Below are 20,990 nucleotides of genomic sequence, written 5' to 3'. Positions count from 1 at the left end.
ACTCTGATCGGCTTGAACAGCCACTGACGACCCTGCGCAGACCACAAGAGTCAGACTGATCAGAGATTGATGTGCAGGCACGCTGCGGGAAATAACAGGGTAGCGCATGATGTTTTCTCACAATGAGTTATTATTGTTTTTGTTGCGATTTTTAGCTCGTGACAACGCATGCACAGACAACTCGAAGAGCTAACTTCCGAGCGACTGCGGAGTTCCCTTATCTGTCTTGTAATAACCCTTATTGAGCAACTTGATAATTGGTTAATATCACCTTAAGCAAAACCCGAGCGTGCGCAGACGCGAGCCTGACTCAATGCCTGTATTGGCACGCTCGTGGGGAATTGCGTAATAACAATGACTGAAAGTTAAAACGTGCTCTAACGCTCGGCGATCAACCCGCACTCCCCGGCGTTTTGCAACGTGTGTATTCCAATTGATAAAGCGTGGTTTCTGGTCCCATCGATTGCCCCTCCAACAGCCGTTTTAGCTCGGCCACAAAAGACTCGCCGGCGACGCGAACGTAGTCAGGCGCACAACCTTCGATCATGACGATCCAGGCCGGTATCTGGGTCCCTTCAGAGCGGGCCTTTTTCTCTGCGGTTTCAACTTTGCTCACGGCCTCATCAGCCACACACAAATGCACGCCGGTAATACCCTGTGTATCAACAAGGGGAGGAAGCACGCGTTGGCGCAATGCGTCTGAAACCGATTTATGTCGCCCTTCGACAACATCGAAACGGACTGTTAACAAATACGCGCCCTGCCCCACACCGCTCGTGTAAGTGACCTCGCAAATGGATCGCGCGACGTTGCGATAGGACTTCACCGACTGCTGGGTCCATGCCGTCGGAGTGTTGAGACGCGATAAATAATCCTGCCCTCCCAGCACCTGCACAGTGTCAGCCTCATAGAGGTTGAAATAGGTCGGCCCTGCATCCAAAGCGATGTATCGGCGCCCCCGCAAAAACCCCGGAATTCCAGCCCGCTCAGGCATGTGCTCACGGTTATGCCACTCATAGAACTCGTCCCGCGCTTCGGGCAAAAGATCGTGCCAGATTGCGACTACACCTGTTCCAGCAAAGCTCATAGCGTTTCCTCTAGTGATAGTCAGTCAACATTGGGATGGCGACCGGCGACCCATGCAGCCCCCATTTCAGCAACGTACGGAACCACGGTTTGAAATTGTTCACCCAGGCCTTGGCCACCGACACGCATGGTGTCACCCGCCTTGAGGAATACCGGCGGCTTCTGCCCGAGCCCCACACCTGGTGGCGTACCGGTAATGATGACGTCACCCGGCATTAGCGGCATGAAGCGACTGAGGTACGCGACAATATGTGCAACGCTGAAAATCATCGTACGGGTATTACCGGCCTGGAGACGTTTGCCGTTCACGTCGAGCCAGAGGTCAATTGCCTGCGGGTCGGCAATTTCGTCACGGGTGACCAGCCAAGGTCCCAGTGGTGCGAAAGAAAAACCGCTTTTTCCCTTGGTCCACTGACCTTCGTACTCAAGCTGATAAGCCCGCTCGGAAACATCATTGGCCAGGCAATAACCGGCAATATGATCCAAGGCCTGCGACTCATCAATCTGCCAGGCAGGCGTACCAATGACGATGGCCAGTTCGACTTCCCAATCAAGCTTCTGAGCCCCCGTTGGTAAAATGACCGGGTCATTGGGTCCGCTGATGGACGCGGTGTGTTTGTTGAAGACCACCGGTTGGCTGGGGATAGGTGTATTCGTTTCAGCCGCGTGATCGGAGTAGTTCAGGCCGATGCAAATCAGGTTCGGTACGCTGCCTACGCATGGACCAAGACGTGTGCCAGGCGCCACCACCGGCAGCTTTTCAACGTCAACAGCACGCAGTTTTTCCAGCACTGTCGGGCTCAGGGCCGACGCATCGATGTCGTCGACAATGCCCGAAAGGTCTCGCACGATCCCTTGCGAATCCAAAACTCCCGGCTGTTCCTGCCCCGGTAAACCAAAACGAACTAAGCGCATTTGTTACTCCTCCAGCGTTGAGAAATGGACAGACAATGAGCCCGCTTCGCCGAACTGGACATGCAGTGGCTGATTAACGGGCACATCGAGAACACCTGCATAGGACCCGGTGATAATCACCTGCCCTGCTTGCAGCCCTATCCCTTGTGTAGACAGAAAATTGGCCAGCCAGACGATCGGCAATAACGGATCCCCGTCCGGATGGCGGCCCTTGATATTCAGAAGCTCCGACGTTGCATCGCTCAGGGTGATATCCAGTTCGGAGGGCATGCTGGCAGCGTTCGACAGCGTGATTGGCGCCCCCAGTACCAGGCCATGATTGAATAGACCATCCGCGAGCAATTGCTCGAACGGCAGTGTGTGTGGATCGGTATAACGGCAGTCGATCACTTCCAATGCCAAGTGCACGTCGCTGATCGCAGCAACGATCTGTTCAGTTGTATAAGGCTCGACACGAGCCGGTAAATCATGGGCCAGGACGCACGCCAGTTCAGGTTCGATGCGCGCCTTATCGGCGTCGGCGGCCAGTCGGTAACGTTCGCCTTTTACAATGCTGTCGCTGTAGATCGGGGCGACGATCCACTTGCCAGCCGGGGGTAACGCACACTTCCACCCCCCCATGGTTTTTCCAGCCAATGGCCCCACATGCTGCTGGATGGCAAAACCTTGTGCGAGGCTGCTTGGCAGGTTCGGGCCTGGCAAGGATGCCAGCCGAACACCCTCTAGCCGTGCACGGACCAGAGCGGCAGCGGCGACTTCCAACCCTGACCCCGCCTCGGTCCATGCAGGTGCGAGCTGACTCATACGTTCTCCGCATGCACGCTGTTCTGGCGCGGCCAAACCGTACCCAGCTTGTTGGCTGCATCTTCCAGCAGAGCATGCAATTCGTCATAACGTTCAGGCTGCATGCGCAAGACCGGGCCGGCGATACTCATCGTGCCGACCACAGTACCGGACGGAATCAGCTTGACCGGTACGGCAATCGCCCAAACACCAGCCTCGGCTTCCTCAATGACCAAGCCATACCCGCGCTTTCGGGTCAGCGCCAGCTCGGCCAACAAACCTTCGATGCTGTTGATCGCTTTCGGCCCCTGCCCCATCCCGGCTTCAGCTTTCCCCAATCCGCTACGCAGCGCATGCTCAATGGCCAGTTCATCAGGCATTGAAGCCAGCCAGGCTTTGCCATTGGCGGTGGCGTAGAGATTGATCGGTTTATCCATGGCCGGCGAATACATGAGCCCCGGCGCGGCACCTTGGGCCGAAGACAGCCAGGACAAGGTGCCCTCGTTGACCACCGTCAGCCGCACCAACTCGTGACACTGAACAGCCACTTGTTCAAGGATCGGCTGGACCAATTCAGGCAAGCCAATCCCATGTAAATAGCGCTGCCCCAACAGTGCAAGCTTGAGAGTCAAGCGGTATTGCGAGGTGGCTTCATCCTGCTCTGCCCACCCTTGCTCGACTAACTGAGCAAGCACTCGATGAGCGGGCCCCTTTTCCAAGCCCAGCTCGGCTGCGATATCAGACATCCGCATCCAGCGAGCTTCACGTGCCAGCAGCTCAATAGCCTCCAGACAACGGTCAACAGCACCTTTGACGACTCTCATATTTTTCTCGACTTATCTTTGACAATGAGGTGAATGTGAGCAACATTGTTCGTACTGGAACGACGTTCCAATAGTATGCAGGCGCCACCCGATAAGTCAAACCTGCTTGTACCTGGTTCGCCTTATCGAGACGGAGCTGGCCACGCAGCCGGGTCTCCAGGATGTGGGAACGCCTGACGGATATAAAAAACCGAACCCTTCGGATTCGGCTCTTTTATCAATAGACGTGCGTCTGCGTATGTTCAATCTTTGCGGAAGAACGCCCAATGCATCTCCCCCCCTGCCTTACTTACAAAAGCCCGCGGGCAGCAAGATTGTGCATCATCGCTCGCAAGCCGAAAGTCCAGGGCGCAGCCTCGTGGCTATAGGTGACTGTGTTGCGAAGCGTGCCCAGCAACGGGCTACTTATGCTGACCTCATCCCCCTGCTTATGCGTAAAGCCGCTTCCCGGCGCCTCACGATCTTGGGTAGGCGCAAACAAGGTCCCGAGAAAAAGCATGAAGCCATCAGGGTATTGGTGGTCGCCGCCGACAGTCTGGGTCACGAGATCCAACGGGTCACGGCTGATCAGTGCCATGGAGCTGCTGCCTTTAAGGATGAAGCCGTCGTCGCCCTGAACTTGCAAATCCACGACGCAGTTGCGCACGTCATCGAGGGTAAACGTTTCATCGAACAGACGAATGAACGGGCCGATCGCACAGGACGCATTGTTGTCCTTGGCCTTGCTCAACAGCAGTGCGCTGCGGCCTTCAAAATCACGCAAATTGACGTCATTGCCCAAGGTGACGCCATGCACTTGGCCTCGACTGTTTACCGCGAGCACGATTTCCGGCTCTGGATTGTTCCATTCAGACTTGTGATGAATTCCGATTTCGCAGCCACTGCCCACTGCGGCCAGAACCGGTGCCTTCGTGAAGATCTCCGCGTCCGGGCCGATACCGACCTCCAGGTATTGCGACCACATGCCCTGCTTGATCAGCACAGCTTTAAGGCGCATCGCTTCTGGCGAGCCCGGTTTGATTGCCCGCAAGTTATCGCCTATCGCTTCTTGCACCAAGCGGCGAACACTTTCAGCTTTGGCAGCATCACCTCGGGCCTGCTCCTCGATTACCCGCTCAATCATGCTGGACGCGAAGGTCACCCCAGCCGCCTTGATGACTTGCAAATCCGCTGGGGGCAACAGAGATGCCTTGCCGGGATCGGAATGGTTGCCGGTGTTCCAAAGCAGCTCCTCGACGGTCCCGATGTACCTGCCAGGCGCCTGACGAACAGCCAACAGCGGCGAGGCGTGTTCCAGCAGTTCGCTTATTGTCGAAAAGACTTCAGAAAGGTCAAACACACCGTCCTCACGCAGCAGCACCGGCGAGGGGCCTGCAATCGCACCCGGAATCCAGGCGCGGCCGATCAGCGTTCCGGCCAGGCCATCCACTGGCAGGGTGTTTTCGCGCGTCAGTTTCAGATTCGACATAGAGCTTCCAGATCAGTCAGCCATCAGAGCCGTAAAAGTAATGGACCGCCCCCGTAAATCCCAATGAAAGAATCTCACTAATCAATGCTGTTTCGTTATCGACAGACAAGGCCTTATCCGATGGAAAACGATCAAATTACTTTTGGCAGTGTCACCCGATGGCTGAAGATCAAACATTTGGTACTGGTCAATAGCTTGGCCAAGACCCGCAATATGCACACGACCGCAGAACAGATGAATGTTACGCAACCGGCCATCAGTAAATTGCTTCGCGATCTGGAAGTACTCCTGGGTTTCCCACTGTTTGAGCGTCAAACGCGCAACCTGGTCCTTACTGAACTAGGAGAGTTCGTGGCCCGTTATGCGCGTATTACCTTGGAAGACGCGGAATCGTTCGTCGACCAAGTCAACAAGCTGCGAAAAGGCGGGCATGGCCATTTAAAAATCGGCACCATTTTCGCAGCAACATCAGTGGTGCTGCCTGAAGCGATCGCCAGCATAAAACGCGATCGCCCCCTACTTTCTATTGAGGTGATCGAACAAACCAGTAACCAACTGCTGGAAATGCTCGAACAAAAAAAACTCGATTTGATCATCGCGCGCTTCACGAATGAGGATTGTCAGCCTTTCGAATTTACATCGCTGGGACCTGAACCCTTTTGTCTTGTCGCGAACAGCACACATCCCTTGTGCCGACTCGAGGAGGTCCCCACTGAAGCACTCAGCGAATGGCCATGGGTCATGTATCCCTTTAATACGCCGATCCGACAACGCATGGAGCGCGCTTTCACGCTGTTCAAGATCGTCCCGCCAACCAACACAGTGGAGACGATTTCCATGCAAACCTTCCTGCAGTTACTTCAGTCTGGCCCCATGCTCGCCATGCTCCCCGAGTCCATGGTCCAGTCGCAACTGCAAAACGGCCAGCTGAAAATCCTCAACACGCCCTTCAAAGTTGAGTCCCAGGATTACGGTGTGATCACTCGCAAGGATGAGCCCCTGTCAGAGCCAACGCGGATGTTTGTTGCGACCTTATTAGAGTTCGCCAGTCTGCGGCAAACGGCTACAGAGAAGAGGCACTGCAGCGACCCCAGTAAAAGTCGATGAGGCAAAGTTATCGAGCAATCGAAAGCTCTCATTAGGCAGCCATTTCTATGAATCCTATAGTGCCGGCACAAAAGTGCGACGCTATTAGCGACCGCGCACCACCCAGCAGCCCGTGAGGATGCGATGGAACTGATCATGAAAACCGGCGCAGCAGCTGTGCTGCGCTTGAACCCGCTGGACGATGTGCTGATTGCACGCCGACCGCTACTCGCCGGGGAAATCCTTGAGCCAGAAGGCGTGACCATCCGGCAAGCGATCGTCCCGGGCCATAAAGTTGCCTCCCGGCGTATCGAAGCCGGTCAACCGGTGAGGCGCTATGGGCAAATCATTGGTTTTGCTGTTGTCGACATAGAAGCAGGCGAGCACATCCATGTGCACAACCTGGCGATGGGGGAATTCACTCGAGATTATGCTTTTAGCGTCGATGCGAAGCCCAACGTCAAGCCGAGTGAAGCCCCCTCATTCATGGGTATCGTACGCCCGGATGGACGCGTCGCGACGCGCAACTACATCGGCATTCTTACATCAGTGAATTGCTCTGCCACAGTCGCCCGGGCCATCGCAGACCATTTTCGTCGGGACATCAATCCCGCCGCACTGCAAGCGTTTCCAAACGTCGACGGTGTTGTCGCTCTCACGCATTCCGCCGGCTGCGCCGTTGATCCTGCAGGCGACGGTTTGAGCATGTTGCGCCGGACATTGGCCGGCTATGCGACCCACGCCAATTTTGCGGCCGTGTTGGTGATCGGGTTGGGCTGCGAAACGAACCAAATCGACTCATTACTCACGACACAAGGACTCACCCGTAGTAATACGCTGCGCACGTTCAACATTCAGGACAGTGGCGGTACGTCCAAGGCCATCACCAGTGGCATTGGCCATGTGAAGGAATTGCTTGGCGAGGCCAATCGGATTCAGCGTGAATCGGTCAGTGCTCGCCATCTGATCGTTGGGCTTCAGTGCGGCGGCTCGGATGGCTACTCCGGTATTACTGCCAACCCAGCGTTGGGTAATGCAGTGGATCGCCTGGTCGCCTGCGGCGGTACCGCGATTCTTTCCGAAACTCCAGAAATATACGGTGCCGAACACTTGCTGACACGGCGGGCTGTCAGCCGTGAGGTTGGCGAAAAACTTATCGCTCGAATTCATTGGTGGGAACGCTACTGCGAGCGTATGGGGGCCGAGTTGAACAATAACCCCTCTGCCGGCAACAAGGCAGGTGGCTTGACCACCATTCTGGAAAAGTCGCTGGGCGCTGTAGCAAAGGCTGGTTCGAGCAACCTGATGGATGTCTACGAATACGCCCAGACCGTCACGGCCAACGGGCTGGTTTTTATGGACACCCCTGGCTATGACCCAGTCTCCGCAACCGGTCAGGTCGCCGGTGGTGCGAACCTGATTGCGTTTACCACCGGTCGCGGATCGGCCTATGGCTGTGCCCCTGCCCCATCAATCAAGCTGGCGACCAATAGCGCCTTATGGGCTCGTCAACGAGAAGACATGGACATCAACTGCGGCGAAATAGCCGAAGACACTTTGACCATCGAGGCGTGCGGTGCAGCGATCTTTGAAACCATGCTGCGCATTGCCTCGGGCGAACGCAGCATGAGCGAACAACACGGATACGGACAAAATGAGTTCGTGCCGTGGCAGATCGGCGCCGTCACCTGATTTTCAGTCCTGGGAACGCCTTGCCCAGCCTTATCTCTTGCACATCCAATCTGGAGACAACCATGTCCCTCATTACCGGCCAGAATTTTATCGGCGGTCAGCGCAGCGCCGCCGGCAGTATCATCGTCAAGAGTGTGGATGCCGGCACGGGGGAGACCTTACCCTATGCCTTTCACCAAGCGACCCCGCAAGAAATCGAGGACGCTGCCCATGCAGCCAACAACGCCTTTTCCAGCTACCGCAGCCTGAGCGCGAGCAAACGGGCTGAATTTCTCGATGCCATTGCTGAAGAGCTAGAGGCTTTGGACGATGAGTTTATTGCACTGGTTTGCTGTGAAACAGCATTGCCTGTAGCTCGCATCCAGGGCGAACGCGCACGAACCAGTGGTCAAATGCGCCTGTTTGCAAACGTACTGCGCCGTGGTGACTTCTATGGAGCTCGCATCGACCAAGCGTTACCACTTCGCAAGCCGTTGCCACGCCCTGACCTTCGCCAGTACCGCACCGCAATCGGTCCGGTTGCTGTGTTTGGTGCCAGTAATTTTCCGTTGGCCTTCTCCACGGCCGGCGGCGATACCGCCTCGGCCCTCGCGGCGGGTTGTCCGGTAGTATTCAAAGCCCACAGCGGCCACATGGCCACTGCAGAACAGGTCGCCAACGCGATCATCCGGGCTGCCGAGCGCAGCGGCATGCCCGCCGGTGTCTTCAACATGATTTATGGCAGTGGCGTAGGCGAAGCCTTGGTAAAACACCCGCTCATCAAGGGAGTTGGTTTTACCGGTTCGCTCAAAGGTGGTCGAGCATTGTGCGACATGGCCGCCGCTCGCCCCGAGCCCATCCCAGTCTTCGCCGAGATGTCGAGCATCAACCCGGTAGTGATCCTGCCCGAGGCACTCTCGCGTCGAGCCGACAGTATCGCTCACGATCTTGCCGCCTCGGTGGTTCAAGGTTGTGGGCAGTTCTGCACCAATCCCGGACTAGTCGTTGGCATTCGCTCGGCTGCATTCAGTGCCTTTCAGAATAGCGTGGCCGCGTTGATCAGCGACCGACCTGCACAAACAATGCTCAACGCAGGCACCCTGCGTAGCTATGCGGCTGGCTTGCAGAACTTGCACGCGCACCCCGGCATCGCGCACCTGGCTGGCAGCAACCAACAGGGTCACCAGGCCCAGCCACAGTTGTTCAAGGCCGACGTAGAGTTGTTGCTTAACGGCGATAAAGTTCTTCAAGAGGAAATCTTCGGCCCCACGTCCATCTTCATCGAGGTCGCTGACCAGGCGCAACTCAACGCTGCCATCGATGCCCTTCACGGACAATTGACCGCAACCTTGATTGGCGAGCCAGAAGACCTTACGCAGTTCGTAGAGTTGACTGCTTTGCTGGAGATGAAGGTTGGCCGCATCCTCATCAATGGCTACCCAACGGGTGTCGAGGTCTGCGATTCAATGGTGCACGGCGGTCCTTATCCTGCCACTTCCGACAGTCGCGGCACCTCGGTCGGCACTTTGGCCATCGATCGCTTCCTGAGGCCAGTCTGCTTCCAAAACTACCCCGACGCGTTGCTTCCCGATGCTCTAAAGAACGCAAATCCGTTGAACATTTCGAGGCTCGTCGACGGTTCTCTCTCGAGAGATAGCTTGTAGGTTGGCAAACGTGCACGTCGGCATGCAGACGAATTGATTTCCGATTCTCTTAAGGCGCGGGCTAATGCGCCTTAAGGTCACTCTGTGCTGCTGACGCGCCAAAATTTTGCAGAGCAATCTACAACGTTAAAACCTGTCGCTGGGGTCATTGCTCTCTGTATGAGCAACAGCGGCGACAGCTTGACGCTTGGGAACCTGTTCATCCTCTAGCGCCCTGTTCGCCCGAACGCACGAGCAGGCTTTGCCGTGCTCGCTCGGCTGGGCGACGACGTCGGACGTATGAACTCAGCACCGCACAAACACCAGCGTCCCGCTTGATCGCCCAAGGGGACTTCTCCCTTGACAAGGCGGCAATTTCGGTAACAGAATTACTGATGGAACGTCGTTACAATAACAACAATTGAGAAACCGGAGACACGTTATGAATCAGAGCATACCGATCGACGCTCATTCCAAAAGCCAGTCAAAGAAAGCCGCAGCTAGCGGCTGGATCGGCTCGGCACTGGAGTATTACGACTTCTTTATCTATGCGACCGCGGCGGCCTTGCTGTTTCCACAGCTCTTTTTTCCGTCTGATAACCCAGCGGTCGGCATCATTGCCTCTCTGGCAAGCTTTGGTGTGGGCTATATCGCCCGGCCGATAGGCGCTGTTGTCCTAGGGCATTTGGGTGATCGCCACGGCCGTAAAACGGTTCTGGTTTACTGCATGTTCCTGATGGGCTTCTCGACGATGTGCATCGGGCTGCTGCCAACGTACCAGCAGATCGGGATCTGGGCGCCCTTGCTGCTTGTGACGTTGCGCCTGATTCAGGGTTTTGCGGTGGCCGGGGAGATCTCCTGCGCCAGCTCCATGATTCTCGAACACGCTCCGTCCGGTCGCCGTGGTTACTTCGCGAGTTTTACCCTCCAAGGGGTTCAGGCCGGGCAACTGCTCGCGGCAGCAGTTTTCTTGCCTCTCGCTCATTTTATGCCTGCGGATCAGTTCGCATCCTGGGGCTGGCGGATTCCGTTCCTGCTCAGCGTCGTTGTCGTCATCATGGGATATATCATTCGCCGCCAGGTCGACGAGACACCTGTATTTGCCAAACAAAAAAAGCAAGGCGAAGCTACTGTTCTGCCAGTTGTCGAAGTCATCCGGCAGAGCTGGGGTGATCTCTTGCGTGTGATCTGCATGGCACTTGCTGCGGTGATCGCCATTGTCGCCTCGGTATTCGGCGCCACCTATGCGGTTCAACCGGCCTATGGCATCGGTTTCCCTGCAGGCGTCTATTTGTGGATACCTCTGCTGGGTAACATGTGCGCGGTGATCCTGATCCCCTTCGTTGGTAATCTCTCAGACAAGATCGGCCGCAGGCCCCCAGTCATTATTGGCGTTCTCTGCGCAGGACTGCTCTCGTACGCGTACCTGTACGCTATCAGCGTCCACAACCTGTGGCTTTCGCTGGTTCTCTCCGTACTCATGTGGGGCGTCGCCTATCAGGGTTTCAACGGCGTATTCCCGAGCCTCTTTCCCGAATTGTTCCGTACGCGGGTGCGTGTGACCGGTATGGCCATCGGACAGAACATAGGGACCGCGATGACTGCGTTTCTCCCGGCAATCTTCGTTACTGTAGCGCCCCCCGGCTCCGAGAATATCCCACTAAAAATCGGTTCTCTTACATTAGGTATCTGTGTTATCGCTGCGATCGCGGCGTTCACTACACGTGAAACATACCGGATTCGCCTTGAAGATCTCGGCAAACGCAACGCAGTGCCTATTGCCAAAGAAGAATACGATCGTATGCGGGCCGAAGCGATGCAGGGCACAGCTCAGACAGACGCACCGAAGGATCTGGCTAGCCAACTGCGCTCGTAACGACTTTCGACGATCACACTGGTGCGACCATTAGGTTTTCGCGACCCACACAGGCCCGACGGGCAGAGCAGCATCCTGCGGTCGGCACTTGCCAATGCATAGCCATCGACGCTGTGCATGACCCAAGAAGCCGCCAGGACGCCTCTTCCCGTCAACATCAAATATCAGGCAACCATGGCCTCACATATCACAGGAACAACTCGGCTTTATGGATTGGTCGGCCATCCGCTGACGGCTGCCAAGTCTCCGCAATTATTCAACCGACTCTTTATAGAACAGCAGGCAGACGCGGTTTGTATTCCATTGGAGGTCAAGGCCGATAACCTGTCCGCGTTCGTGAAGGGTGCCAGAGCGCTGAACAATCTCGCCGGCATCCTGGTCACCATGCCTCATAAGCAAAGGATGCTGGATGTTGTCGACGAACTTCATCCGACTGCGCGTCAAGTCGGTGCAATCAACGTCATTCGTTGCGAGACAGACGGACGTTGGGTCGGCGCCGTATTCGATGGCCTCGGCTGTGTTCTTGGCATGCAATGGGAAGGCAACCATCCAGCGAACAAAAATGTTCTTTTGGTCGGTGCTGGAGGCGCAGGCAGAGCGATCGCATTTGCCGTCGCGTCGGCGGGTGCTCGATCGCTGACTATCTCCGATGTCGACGAACACCGAGCTGAGGATCTGGCGAAAGCCGTTGCTGCCGAAACAGGTTGCATCACGCATTCCGGCCCACCCGACCCACATGGCTATGAAATCGTGATCAATGCCACGCCGCTTGGCATGAGCAAAAATGATCCTATGCCTGTGGACCCCGAGCGGCTCGAGCCCGGTACCCTCGTTGTGGACATCATCAACTCGCCGGAATCGACACCGCTTTGCGATGCTGCGCGTAAACGAGGTTGTCGTACCCAGGACGGGGGCCCCATGCACAAAGGTCAGGCGTTGCTTGCACTGCGCTTCCTTGGGTTCGATTACCACCCCGATAACGTAACAGCAGTCGATGCCGAATTATTGTTGCCGCCAGCAAGAGATACCGGCCATTTGACGTAAAAGCGCTTCAGCGAAAACGGGGAAAACGACCCGTTTTCATCGAAGCGAATAAAGGGAAAGACCATGAATGATTCCAAAGTCGCTGAAACCTATAGCGCGATCATTTTCAACCCGAACATTCCAAATGTCTGCTTGTACCGCGCCAGGAGTGAGTACGTATGAAAGTTGCGTTACTGGAGGTCAGCCATTGGCATGTCCCACTGTATCTGAATGCTCTTGAGGCCAATGGGGTTCAAGTGGTGGCCGTATCGGATTCGGAGCACGTGAAGGGCGAGGCCATTGCCGAGCGATTCAAATGCCCTTTGTATAGCTCATCCTATGAGTTGCTTGAGCGCGAGGAGGTCGATTTTGCTTTCGTGTTCGGCAGGCATTCGGAAATGCCGTCGCTGGCAGAGGCCGTGATCGCACGAAACATCCCCTTTGCCCTGGAGAAACCCTGCGGCATCAACATGGCGCAGGTCACACGACTGCGTGAGCTGGCCGAGCAAGCCAATCTCTACTGTGCTGTGCCACTGATCTTCCGCATGAGTGAACTGCTTAGCGCTCTGCAAGATGCTGAGGGACGCTTGGCCGCAGACTTCAACTACATGTCTTTCCGCTTCATCGTAGGTCCGCCCGCTCGCTATGAAACTGCAGGCTCAGGCTGGGCCATCGATCCCGCTTTTTCAGGAGGCGGATCTACGATCAACGTGGCTACGCATTTCATAGATCTCTTCAGACTATTGACCGGTAAGGAGGTCTCGCGAGTCTCAGCCATCATGAATTCACTGACACATCGGGGTGCCGTCGAAGACTATTCGTTATTGACCCTGCAGACTGAAGATGGCGTGATCGGTGTTGTGGAAACGGGATACAGTTTCCCCAGTACCGCCGACGAGCAGCGCGAGTTCTCCTTCACTCTTTCATCCGATCACATGTATGCCAAATCCGGTCCCGACCGAATCGAAATAAGGGATCGACAGAACCTCGCGGCCGGCACTCGAAGCCGCCGACTACAACTGGACACAGACGTCTATTACCCACTGTTCGTCAAGCAAGTGCTTGCTGAATGCCGTAACGGGGCCAAGCCAATTGCATCATTACGCGATGCCGAGGCAATCATGCAGGTCATGGACGCGGCCTACGCTTCAGCTCGGCAAGGAGGTACGCTTTTGACGCTTACGCCGACTCCTGAATGATTTGAGCCGCCGAGCAGCTCCGAGTGCCTACGGAGCCAACAATTGCGACTTGCCCCCATCCCAGAGAAGTAGGACCTACCTTATTCGACACCGTTATCGCTGCTTGCCGCGATGCTGGTGTCGACCCGATCCTGGGACAAAGCGCTCCACAACTTGCCTCTGTCGTACATTTGGTAGCGGCAGAATTGGGGGTTTCGCTTGTACCGGCTTCGATGCAGCAAGTGCATGCCGCAGGGGTGGTTTTCAAAGAGATAAATGATGTATCACCCATCGCCCGGCTGACACTCGCCTGGCGTCGCAGTGACAACTCGATTTTCCTGCAGAACTTTAATTGTGCAGTCAGTTAACCACACGCTCTGCGCCGGCATGGGAGCCGACTGAATGCAGCTAACGCCAGAAAAAATGCATTGGGCGGGTGACCAGACCTTCCCAATGCAAAACGACCTGATGAGATGTTCCTCAAATCGATTAACCCAGCGTGTTCAGGCACACCACCTTGGGTTGGGTCATTTCCTCATAGGCAAAGCGCACTCCTTCCCGGCCCAGGCTTCCATACTTGGAGCCGCCAAACGGCATTGCATCGAAGCGGTAATCGGAGGAGTCGTTGATCATCACACCCCCGGCTTCGATTCTTCGTGCGGCGCTCATGGCCGTGGCCAGATCATTGGTGAAGATCCCCGCATGCAGGCTGTATTCGGGCTCGTTGGCCAATGCGATGGCCTCATCGAAGGTTTCGAAAAGCTGCAAAACCACCACCGGCGCGAAGACTTCGGTGCGCCACAGCCGACTGCAATGATCGACGTTTTCCAATACCGTAGCGGCGTAGCACGAGCCTTGGCGCCGATGGCCGCAGAGCAATGTGGCGCCCTCTTGCAACGCGTCGTTCACCACTTGCTCGGCATTCTGCGCGGCTTGCGGGGTAATCATCGGGCCGATATCAGTGTCGGCACGCATAGGATCGCCGTTCACAAGCGCCTTGGCCTGGTTGACGAAACGCTCACGGAACGCTTCATAAATCGGTGCCTGAATCAGCAGGCGCTGAGTACCGATGCAATTCTGCCCCGCCGCCCAAAAGGCTCCCGACAGGCAACTCTCGACGGCAGATTCAAGGTCGCAGTCGCCCATGACGATCACCGGCGCATTGCCGCCCAAGTCCATGGCGAGTTTCTTCAGGCCGGCGGTGCGTGCGATCTGCTCCCCGGTGACGAAGCCGCCCGTAAAGGAAATCATCCGCACCTCACGGGATGCGACTAAGGCCTTGCCCAGTTCCGCCCCCCCAGTGGCGACCGTGACCACCGATTCGGGCAACCCTGCCATGACCAGATACGACACCAATTTGATGGCCGACAACGGCGCCAGCTCAGACGGTTTGAGAATCACCGCATTGCCGCCGGCAATGGCGGGACCGAGCTTGTGCGCCACCAGATTCAGCGGATCGTTGTACGGGGTAATCGCGACGATCAGCCCCAGGGGTTCGCGGGAAAACCAGCCCTGGCGCGACTCAGAACCCTCATAGGCGTCGAAAGGCACCACTTCCCCGGCATTACGCCTGGCCTCTTCGGCAGAAAGCTTGAGGGTGTTGACGCAGCGTTTGACTTCTTTTTCTGCCTGCTTGAGGGTCTTCCCGGCTTCGTCGACGATCAGCCGGGCAAACGCTTGGGCATCAAGCTCGATGTTCAATGCAGCCTGCTCGAGAATGCGTGCCCGACGATGACGCGGTAACCCGGCACACACCCGCGCACCGCTGCGTCCGGTCTCCAGCAGCTGTGGCACTTGCGACGCACAGACATCCGCGACGGTCCCGATGACGGTGCCGTCAAAGGGGTTAAAGACTTCGATTTTCGGCTCCACAATAGCCAGGGACAGACGTGATAGATTCACAGGCTTTCTCCTAGTTGCACGCAACAGACTGGTGGATGCTGATGATGTCCGAAAGCAGCGCAAACGCTGTTTCCATGCGCCCTGCCCCCGGCCCCGAAACCGTCACCGCGCCGAGCAGATTGGTGGTAAACGACACGGCATTGGTGGCACCGGAAATACCGGCCAGCGGATGATCGTGTTTCAACAGACGCGGTTCGACACTGGCACTGATCGCCCCATCGGCATGACGCATGGCTGCGCCGATTAGCTTCCAGCGAGCCCCGTCCTGCCGGGCTTTTTCAATGTCGCCAAGGTCGAGTGAGGAAATACCGCTGCACCTGACATCGCTGACGTTCAGCTTGGCGTCCAGCAGTTCATTGGCCAGGATCACCACCTTGAGGCGCACGTCATGCCCCTCGACATCCGCAGTCGGATCGGCTTCGGCATACCCTAGGTCCTGTGCTTTGCTGACCGCATCGGCAAACCCCAGGCCGCCTTCCATGCAGGTGAGAACGAAGTTGGACGTGCCGTTGAGAATCCCCTCAAAACCGATTATCGAACTGCCTGCCAACGACTGCTTGGCTAGGCGAATAACCGGCGTACCACTCATCACCGCACCTTCGTATTCAAAGGCGACGTTATTGCATCGAGCCAGTTCATTAAGCTCGGCGCCGTGCAAGGCAATGGGTCCCTTGTTAGTGGTGACTACATGTTTGCCCCGTTCCAGCGCCCAACGGCAGAAGGAGGTGGCCGGCTCGCCGTCTACCGGATTGGTGAAAGTGGCTTCGACAATGATGTCTGCGCCGCAGTCCTTGATCACCGCTTCGTTGAGGGCATCTGCTTCGCCACCCGGAAGCTGCGCCAATGCACCTTTGACTGCCGGCAGCTTGGTCAGCAACGCGGCGTCCAGCCCTTCGCGGCCAATCACCGAACCGAGAAACAGGTCGGTCACGCCAACGATTTTCAGAGTGAAACCCAGTTCGGTTTTCCAGTTTTCGTTACGTTCGGCAATCAGCTGAGCCAATGCCCGGTTCACACCGCCGAAGCCGACAAGCGCCAGTTTGTATTCAGTCATTTTTTTATGCCCTTGATCCGGGTGATGGGTTGTTGGGCTCTAGGTTAGGGGCGCGACCAGGGCAGTGGAATAGGCCAATTTGCTCTATTTTGTGGGCGTTATGACCTGCACCCGGGCAAAACGCCAAGCATAAAAAAAGCCAACACAGGTTGGCTTTTTTCAGAACGATAAAAAGGTTAGACGACGGACGACAGCACGAATGAGGTCACGGTGTTTTCCACCCCGGGCAACGCGGAGATTTCATTCCAGACCTTATGCACCCGCTCCGGACTGGCAGCGCCGACCCGCAGCATCAGATCGAACTCGCCACTCATCACATCGCACTGAATGACTTCCGGTATTGCCCGCAGGGCCTGCAGCACTTCCGCGCCGCGCATGCGGTCGTAGCGGTAGACAAAAATCACCGCATTGATGTTCGAAGAAGCTTGTCGCCCCTCCCCCGTGCGTACCGTATAACCCTGTATCGCCCCGTCGCGCTCAAGCCGTTCGATGCGCTGACGCACAGCATTGCGCGACAGATTGACCTTCGCCGCCAGCTCGGCGTGGGCAGCCCGGGCATTGAGCCGCAGTTCCGCGATGATGTGTTCATCGAGAGGGTCCAGAATTCGCTTCACTTGGCCTCCTGTTTCCGCGCCTTCACAGCGCGCCGAGCAGCTGATGGATGGTGTCGAGGTCGTCCGGTTTAATCCGGTAAAGCTGCGCCGGCCCTTGCTTCGCGACCGGGCTGTGTTGCGCCGGCGTGCTGATCCCCAACTCGCCGAGCAGCACCGCCGATTTGGCCGGCGAGATTTCACCCAGGGTAACCATCGGCGCCACCAGGCTTCGGCGATACAACCTGGCCGCGAGGACACCGGTGGCGGTATGCGGGTCAATAACGTAACCGGTGTCGTGATACAGCGAGGTGATTTCCTTCAGCGTCTCCTCATCACTGACCGCGTAAGAGTCGATGATCATCCGCGCCTGTAACCAGAACTCGTTGGCGATGGTCATCTCGCCGTTGGATTCGAACGCTGCCATCAGCGCGCTCACGGCCCGATCGTCATGCCCGTAGAGCTCCCAGAGAAAACGTTCCAGGTTAGAAAAGATCGACAGGTCCATGGCCGGCGACAAGGTCTTGTTGGCTGGCAACCGGGAGTAGTGGTTCTTCAGAAACAACTGATGCAACGCGTCATTCTGATTGGTCGCAACGATCATCTGGATGATCGGCAAGCCCATTTTTTGCGCGATGTAGCCGGCATAGACCTCGGCAAAACTCGCGGCTGGCACGCTGAAACCGATCGGACGCTGACCGCCCCCCAGTTGCAGCACGGCGTGGAAATAAAACACCAGTTGTGCCAACACACTGACCCAGTTGCTGGAGTTGAAACTAATCGCCTCGTGCTGCATGCACGGCCACTGCAGGAACAGCCGGGTGACGATGGTCTGGCACTCATCGAAGCTGCCATTCACAGCGAACTGATGAACCTTGGGATGCGCCACCGCTTGCAGGTGCTGGAGTTGGTCTTGCGGTACACCTGCCTCCGGGTAAAACACAACCACATCCGTTTCGTCGCAGTGCTTGAATGCCTCGATGGCCGCCAGCCCGGTATCGCCGTTGGTGGCACCGAGCACCACCGCGCGGCGCCCGCGTTTGCGCAGAAAGTACTGCACCAGCCGTGCCTGCAACTGGGCGGCAAAATCTTTCGAGGAACGGGTAGGCCCATGGAACAGCTCCAGCACCCATTCGTTGCGATCTACCTGATGCAAAGGTGCCAGGGACCGATGGCTGAATTGGCTGCCAGCCTCCTTGAGCATGCATTTGAGGTCCGCCTCGGAGATCGTCTCGCCAACAAACGGACTCATCACTCGATAGGCCAGTTCGTCATAGGGCAACGTCGACCAGTTGGCGATGTCCTGCGGTTCGAACAGTGGCAGTTCGAGCGGCACGAACAACCCACCGTCCTCTGCAATCCCAGACAACACGACCCTTTCGAAATCGACTTGAACGGCCGAATTTCGGGTACTTACATAGCGCATGGTTGGCTCCGGCCATTCATTTGAAACGATGTGCCTGCTCGACCAGCCAGGTGGAAAACATGACCGCGTCGGGGTGCTGGTCGGCCCCGGAACCGCGTACGAGGTAAAACGACTCGCTGGCTTCGATGCGCTGGTCGAAGGGTTCGATCAGTCGCCCGTCCTGAAGCATTTCATCAACCATCGAGGACCGGGCCAGGGCAATCCCCTGTCCCAACTCGGCCATGCGCAAAGTGGAAATCAGTGTGTCGAACTGCATGCCTGTCGACGAATCGACGGTATCCGCACCGACCATGTTCAACCAGTAACCCCAACCCTCTTCGTAACCCAGGACATGCAACAACGGATGGTGCGCCACGTCCGCCGGCACCGTCAGCGGCGAGTTCGCCATCAGGGCTGGCGAGCAGACCGGAAACAGGGTGTCCCAAGTCAGGCGCTGCGACACCAGGCCGGGCCATTGACCATGGCCCCAGCGAATTTCCATGTCATCCTCACCATCCAGTTCCTTGACCCAGATGTTGCTGATGTAGCGGATGTCGACCTGTGGATGGGCCTGGCGAAAGCCCACCAGCTTGGGCGCCAGCCAGTGCACGAAAAACGCCAGGCTGCCGCGCACCTTGATCGGCCGGCGTTTGTGCTGGCCAAAAATTTCGTTGGTCCCTACCGCCAGTCGAGTGATCGCATCTTGCACAACCGGCAGATAGGCCTGTCCTTCCTCGGTCAGCCCCAGGCCACGGGGCAAGCGCTTGAACAGCGCCACCCCCAGATGGTTTTCCAATTGGCGGATCTGCTGGCTTACCGCACCCTGGGTCAAAAACAGTTCTTCGGCAGCGTGAGTGAAGTTCAGGCAACGGGCGGACACCTCGAATGCCCGCAACCAGTTCAATGGGGGTAACGTCTTTTGCTTCATGGTCTGAGCCTCAATGCCCCCCTCCACCGAGCACGCTTGCCCACCCCGTCGACAGTGCCTAGTACGCATCGGAAGGTTGTGCCAAGGGGGTAACCGACAAGCGTCGCTCGCGGCTTTTGCGGGTAATGTAATACACGAAATAGCACCAGGCGATGAATGGCAAACCGAAGTACAGAGCTACCCGCTGTTCAGGGTCGAAAGCAATCCCGACACACGCCAGGCTGCAGCAGATTAGCGCTCCCAGTGGCACCCACGGATAACCCCGGACGCGAAACTTAAGATCGCGGACATCGCCTCCATTGGCTACATAGTGACGGCGAAAAGCAATCTGGCTCGCGGCAATGCTCATCCACACCACCACCACCGCCAACCCAGATATCGACACCAGTGCCAGATAGATGGTATCGGCGGCAAACACGCTACTGAGCAACGATGCGGCGCCACCGGCCATGCTGACGATAATGGCGTTGAGTGGTGTGCCCATGCGGGTCAGGGCCGAGAACTGCTTGGGCAGGTGACCTTGGTCACTCAGGGTCCAGAGCATCCGTGAAGCAGCGTACAAACCGGAGTTGGCAGCCGACAACAAGGCACTGATGATCACGAAATTCATGATGTCTGCGGAGTACGGAATCCCGATGTAGGTGAACACGGTGACGAACGGACTCTCTACGAGCCCGGCCTGTTCACGGGGTAACAAGGTCGCCAGGACAAAAATGGTCCCCACGAAAAAGATTGCCAGGCGTAGCACTGTAGTGCGAATGGCACGCGGCACATTACGCTGGGGGTCCTTGGTTTCACCCGCGGCGATGCCAATCAATTCAGTGCCGGAGAACGCAAAGGAGACCGCCAGTAACGTCATGGCAATTGACATGAAACCGGTAGGGAAAAGCCCCTCGCGAGTGAAGTTGCTCAGCCCGATACTGTGAGCCTGATCGATATGCAGCAGGCCGAGAATCGCGCCACCACCGATTAGCAGAAACACCACCACGGTCACCACTTTGACCAGTGATAACCAGAATTCAGTCTCAGCGAACAAGCGCACCGATATCACGTTGGTCAGAAACACCAAGCCTGCGAACAGCGCACTCCAAATCCATACAGGCGTATCCGGAAACCAACGCGCCATCAAAATACCGGCGGCGGTAAATTCAGAGCCGATTGCCACAGTCCAGGTCAGCCAATACAACCACGCCACGGTGTAGCCGGTGCCGGGTCCGAGAAAACGCGTAGCGTAGGTGCTGAACGAACCCGTTTCCGGCATCTGCACTGCCAATTCGCCCAAGCACATCATGACCATGTAAACCATGAGTGCGCCGATGATATAAGCGATGACCGCACCCAACGGACCGGCCTGGTTAACGGTGTACCCGGACGTGAGAAACAGCCCGGTACCAATGACGCCACCCAATGCCAACATGACAATATGGCGCGTCTGCATTTCCTGTTTAAAGCCGGTACGTGTGTTGAGTTGTTCTTCTTTTATGGACATGGTTGCTCTCATGAAAGTTGTTAGGGCGCGCAATAACGTCTGCGATGAGTCACGGGGCAGAGTCAAAAC

The 20,990-nt window shown here is 56.8% G+C and carries 18 protein-coding genes; 7 read left to right on the top strand and 11 right to left on the bottom strand.

Features of this window, described 5'->3' with window-relative positions; all coding sequences use genetic code 11:
• Positions 1-391: 391 nt before the first annotated feature.
• From PMI36_RS08565 to PMI36_RS08585, 5 genes are all read right to left on the bottom strand, one after another.
• Positions 392-1,087 carry a DUF4286 family protein gene (locus PMI36_RS08565; RefSeq protein ID WP_008073860.1) on the bottom strand — a complete coding sequence of 232 codons (696 nt, stop codon included), beginning with the start codon at positions 1,085-1,087 and terminating at the stop codon, positions 392-394.
• Positions 1,088-1,107: 20 nt separating this feature from the next.
• Positions 1,108-2,001: a fumarylacetoacetate hydrolase family protein gene (locus PMI36_RS08570; RefSeq protein ID WP_008073859.1), complete on the bottom strand. Its 894-nt coding sequence runs from the start codon at positions 1,999-2,001 to the stop codon at positions 1,108-1,110.
• Between the two features lie 3 nt (positions 2,002-2,004).
• Positions 2,005-2,805 (bottom strand): 2-keto-4-pentenoate hydratase, encoded by an 801-nt coding sequence (locus tag PMI36_RS08575; protein WP_008073858.1) that lies wholly within the window; start codon positions 2,803-2,805, stop codon positions 2,005-2,007.
• Positions 2,802-3,608 carry an IclR family transcriptional regulator gene (locus PMI36_RS08580; RefSeq protein WP_008073857.1) on the bottom strand — a complete coding sequence of 269 codons (807 nt, stop codon included), beginning with the start codon at positions 3,606-3,608 and terminating at the stop codon, positions 2,802-2,804. Before PMI36_RS08580 ends, PMI36_RS08575 begins: the two co-directional genes overlap by 4 nt.
• 289 nt (positions 3,609-3,897) lie before the next feature.
• Positions 3,898-5,076 carry a fumarylacetoacetate hydrolase family protein gene (locus PMI36_RS08585; protein ID WP_008073856.1) on the bottom strand — a complete coding sequence of 393 codons (1,179 nt, stop codon included), beginning with the start codon at positions 5,074-5,076 and terminating at the stop codon, positions 3,898-3,900.
• A 120-nt stretch (positions 5,077-5,196) separates the two neighbouring features.
• Between PMI36_RS08585 and PMI36_RS08590 the strand changes: the two genes are divergently transcribed.
• The 7 genes from PMI36_RS08590 (at position 5,197) to PMI36_RS30865 (ending at position 13,921) form a co-directional block, all read left to right on the top strand.
• Positions 5,197-6,183 (top strand): LysR family transcriptional regulator, encoded by a 987-nt coding sequence (locus tag PMI36_RS08590; protein ID WP_008073855.1) that lies wholly within the window; start codon positions 5,197-5,199, stop codon positions 6,181-6,183.
• A 123-nt stretch (positions 6,184-6,306) separates the two neighbouring features.
• Positions 6,307-7,854, top strand: coding sequence for a UxaA family hydrolase (locus PMI36_RS08595; RefSeq protein ID WP_008073854.1), 1,548 nt, complete (start codon positions 6,307-6,309; stop codon positions 7,852-7,854).
• A gap of 62 nt (positions 7,855-7,916) precedes the next feature.
• Positions 7,917-9,497 carry an aldehyde dehydrogenase (NADP(+)) gene (locus tag PMI36_RS08600; protein ID WP_008073853.1) on the top strand — a complete coding sequence of 527 codons (1,581 nt, stop codon included), beginning with the start codon at positions 7,917-7,919 and terminating at the stop codon, positions 9,495-9,497.
• Positions 9,498-9,918: 421 nt separating this feature from the next.
• Positions 9,919-11,352 (top strand): MFS transporter, encoded by a 1,434-nt coding sequence (locus PMI36_RS08605; RefSeq protein WP_008073852.1) that lies wholly within the window; start codon positions 9,919-9,921, stop codon positions 11,350-11,352.
• 117 nt (positions 11,353-11,469) lie between these two features.
• Positions 11,470-12,396 carry a shikimate dehydrogenase family protein gene (locus tag PMI36_RS08610; protein ID WP_202949517.1) on the top strand — a complete coding sequence of 309 codons (927 nt, stop codon included), beginning with the start codon at positions 11,470-11,472 and terminating at the stop codon, positions 12,394-12,396.
• A gap of 158 nt (positions 12,397-12,554) precedes the next feature.
• On the top strand, positions 12,555-13,574 hold the full coding sequence (locus PMI36_RS08615) for a Gfo/Idh/MocA family protein (protein WP_008073849.1): 1,020 nt from the start codon (positions 12,555-12,557) through the stop codon (positions 13,572-13,574).
• Between the two features lie 23 nt (positions 13,575-13,597).
• A complete protein-coding gene (locus PMI36_RS30865) occupies positions 13,598-13,921 on the top strand; it encodes a LysR substrate-binding domain-containing protein (RefSeq protein WP_274517747.1) in 324 nt (107 codons plus the stop codon).
• Positions 13,922-14,042: 121 nt separating this feature from the next.
• Here the strand turns inward: PMI36_RS30865 and PMI36_RS08620 are convergent, their stop codons facing one another.
• The 6 genes from PMI36_RS08620 to PMI36_RS08645 all read right to left on the bottom strand — a co-directional run bounded on the left by PMI36_RS08620 (position 14,043) and on the right by PMI36_RS08645 (position 20,921).
• The gene (locus tag PMI36_RS08620; protein ID WP_008073848.1) at positions 14,043-15,455 is read right to left on the bottom strand and encodes an aldehyde dehydrogenase family protein; all 1,413 of its coding nucleotides are present in this window, start codon (positions 15,453-15,455) and stop codon (positions 14,043-14,045) included.
• Positions 15,456-15,465: 10 nt separating this feature from the next.
• Entirely contained in the window at positions 15,466-16,509 is a 1,044-nt protein-coding gene (locus tag PMI36_RS08625; RefSeq protein WP_008073847.1) for a homoserine dehydrogenase, read from the bottom strand.
• Between the two features lie 176 nt (positions 16,510-16,685).
• The gene (locus PMI36_RS08630) at positions 16,686-17,123 is read right to left on the bottom strand and encodes an Lrp/AsnC family transcriptional regulator (RefSeq protein ID WP_008073846.1); all 438 of its coding nucleotides are present in this window, start codon (positions 17,121-17,123) and stop codon (positions 16,686-16,688) included.
• A gap of 22 nt (positions 17,124-17,145) precedes the next feature.
• Entirely contained in the window at positions 17,146-18,525 is a 1,380-nt protein-coding gene (gene thrC / locus PMI36_RS08635) for a threonine synthase (RefSeq protein WP_008073845.1), read from the bottom strand.
• A gap of 16 nt (positions 18,526-18,541) precedes the next feature.
• Complete coding sequence (locus tag PMI36_RS08640) at positions 18,542-19,432, bottom strand: LysR substrate-binding domain-containing protein (RefSeq protein ID WP_008073844.1); 891 nt, start codon at positions 19,430-19,432, stop codon at positions 18,542-18,544.
• Positions 19,433-19,490: 58 nt separating this feature from the next.
• Positions 19,491-20,921 (bottom strand): amino acid permease, encoded by a 1,431-nt coding sequence (locus PMI36_RS08645; protein WP_008073843.1) that lies wholly within the window; start codon positions 20,919-20,921, stop codon positions 19,491-19,493.
• Positions 20,922-20,990: the final 69 nt, after the last annotated feature.

The organism is Pseudomonas sp. GM79, from assembly GCF_000282495.1.
Classification (GTDB): domain Bacteria; phylum Pseudomonadota; class Gammaproteobacteria; order Pseudomonadales; family Pseudomonadaceae; genus Aquipseudomonas.
This window is presented reverse-complemented; position numbering and strand designations above follow the sequence as displayed.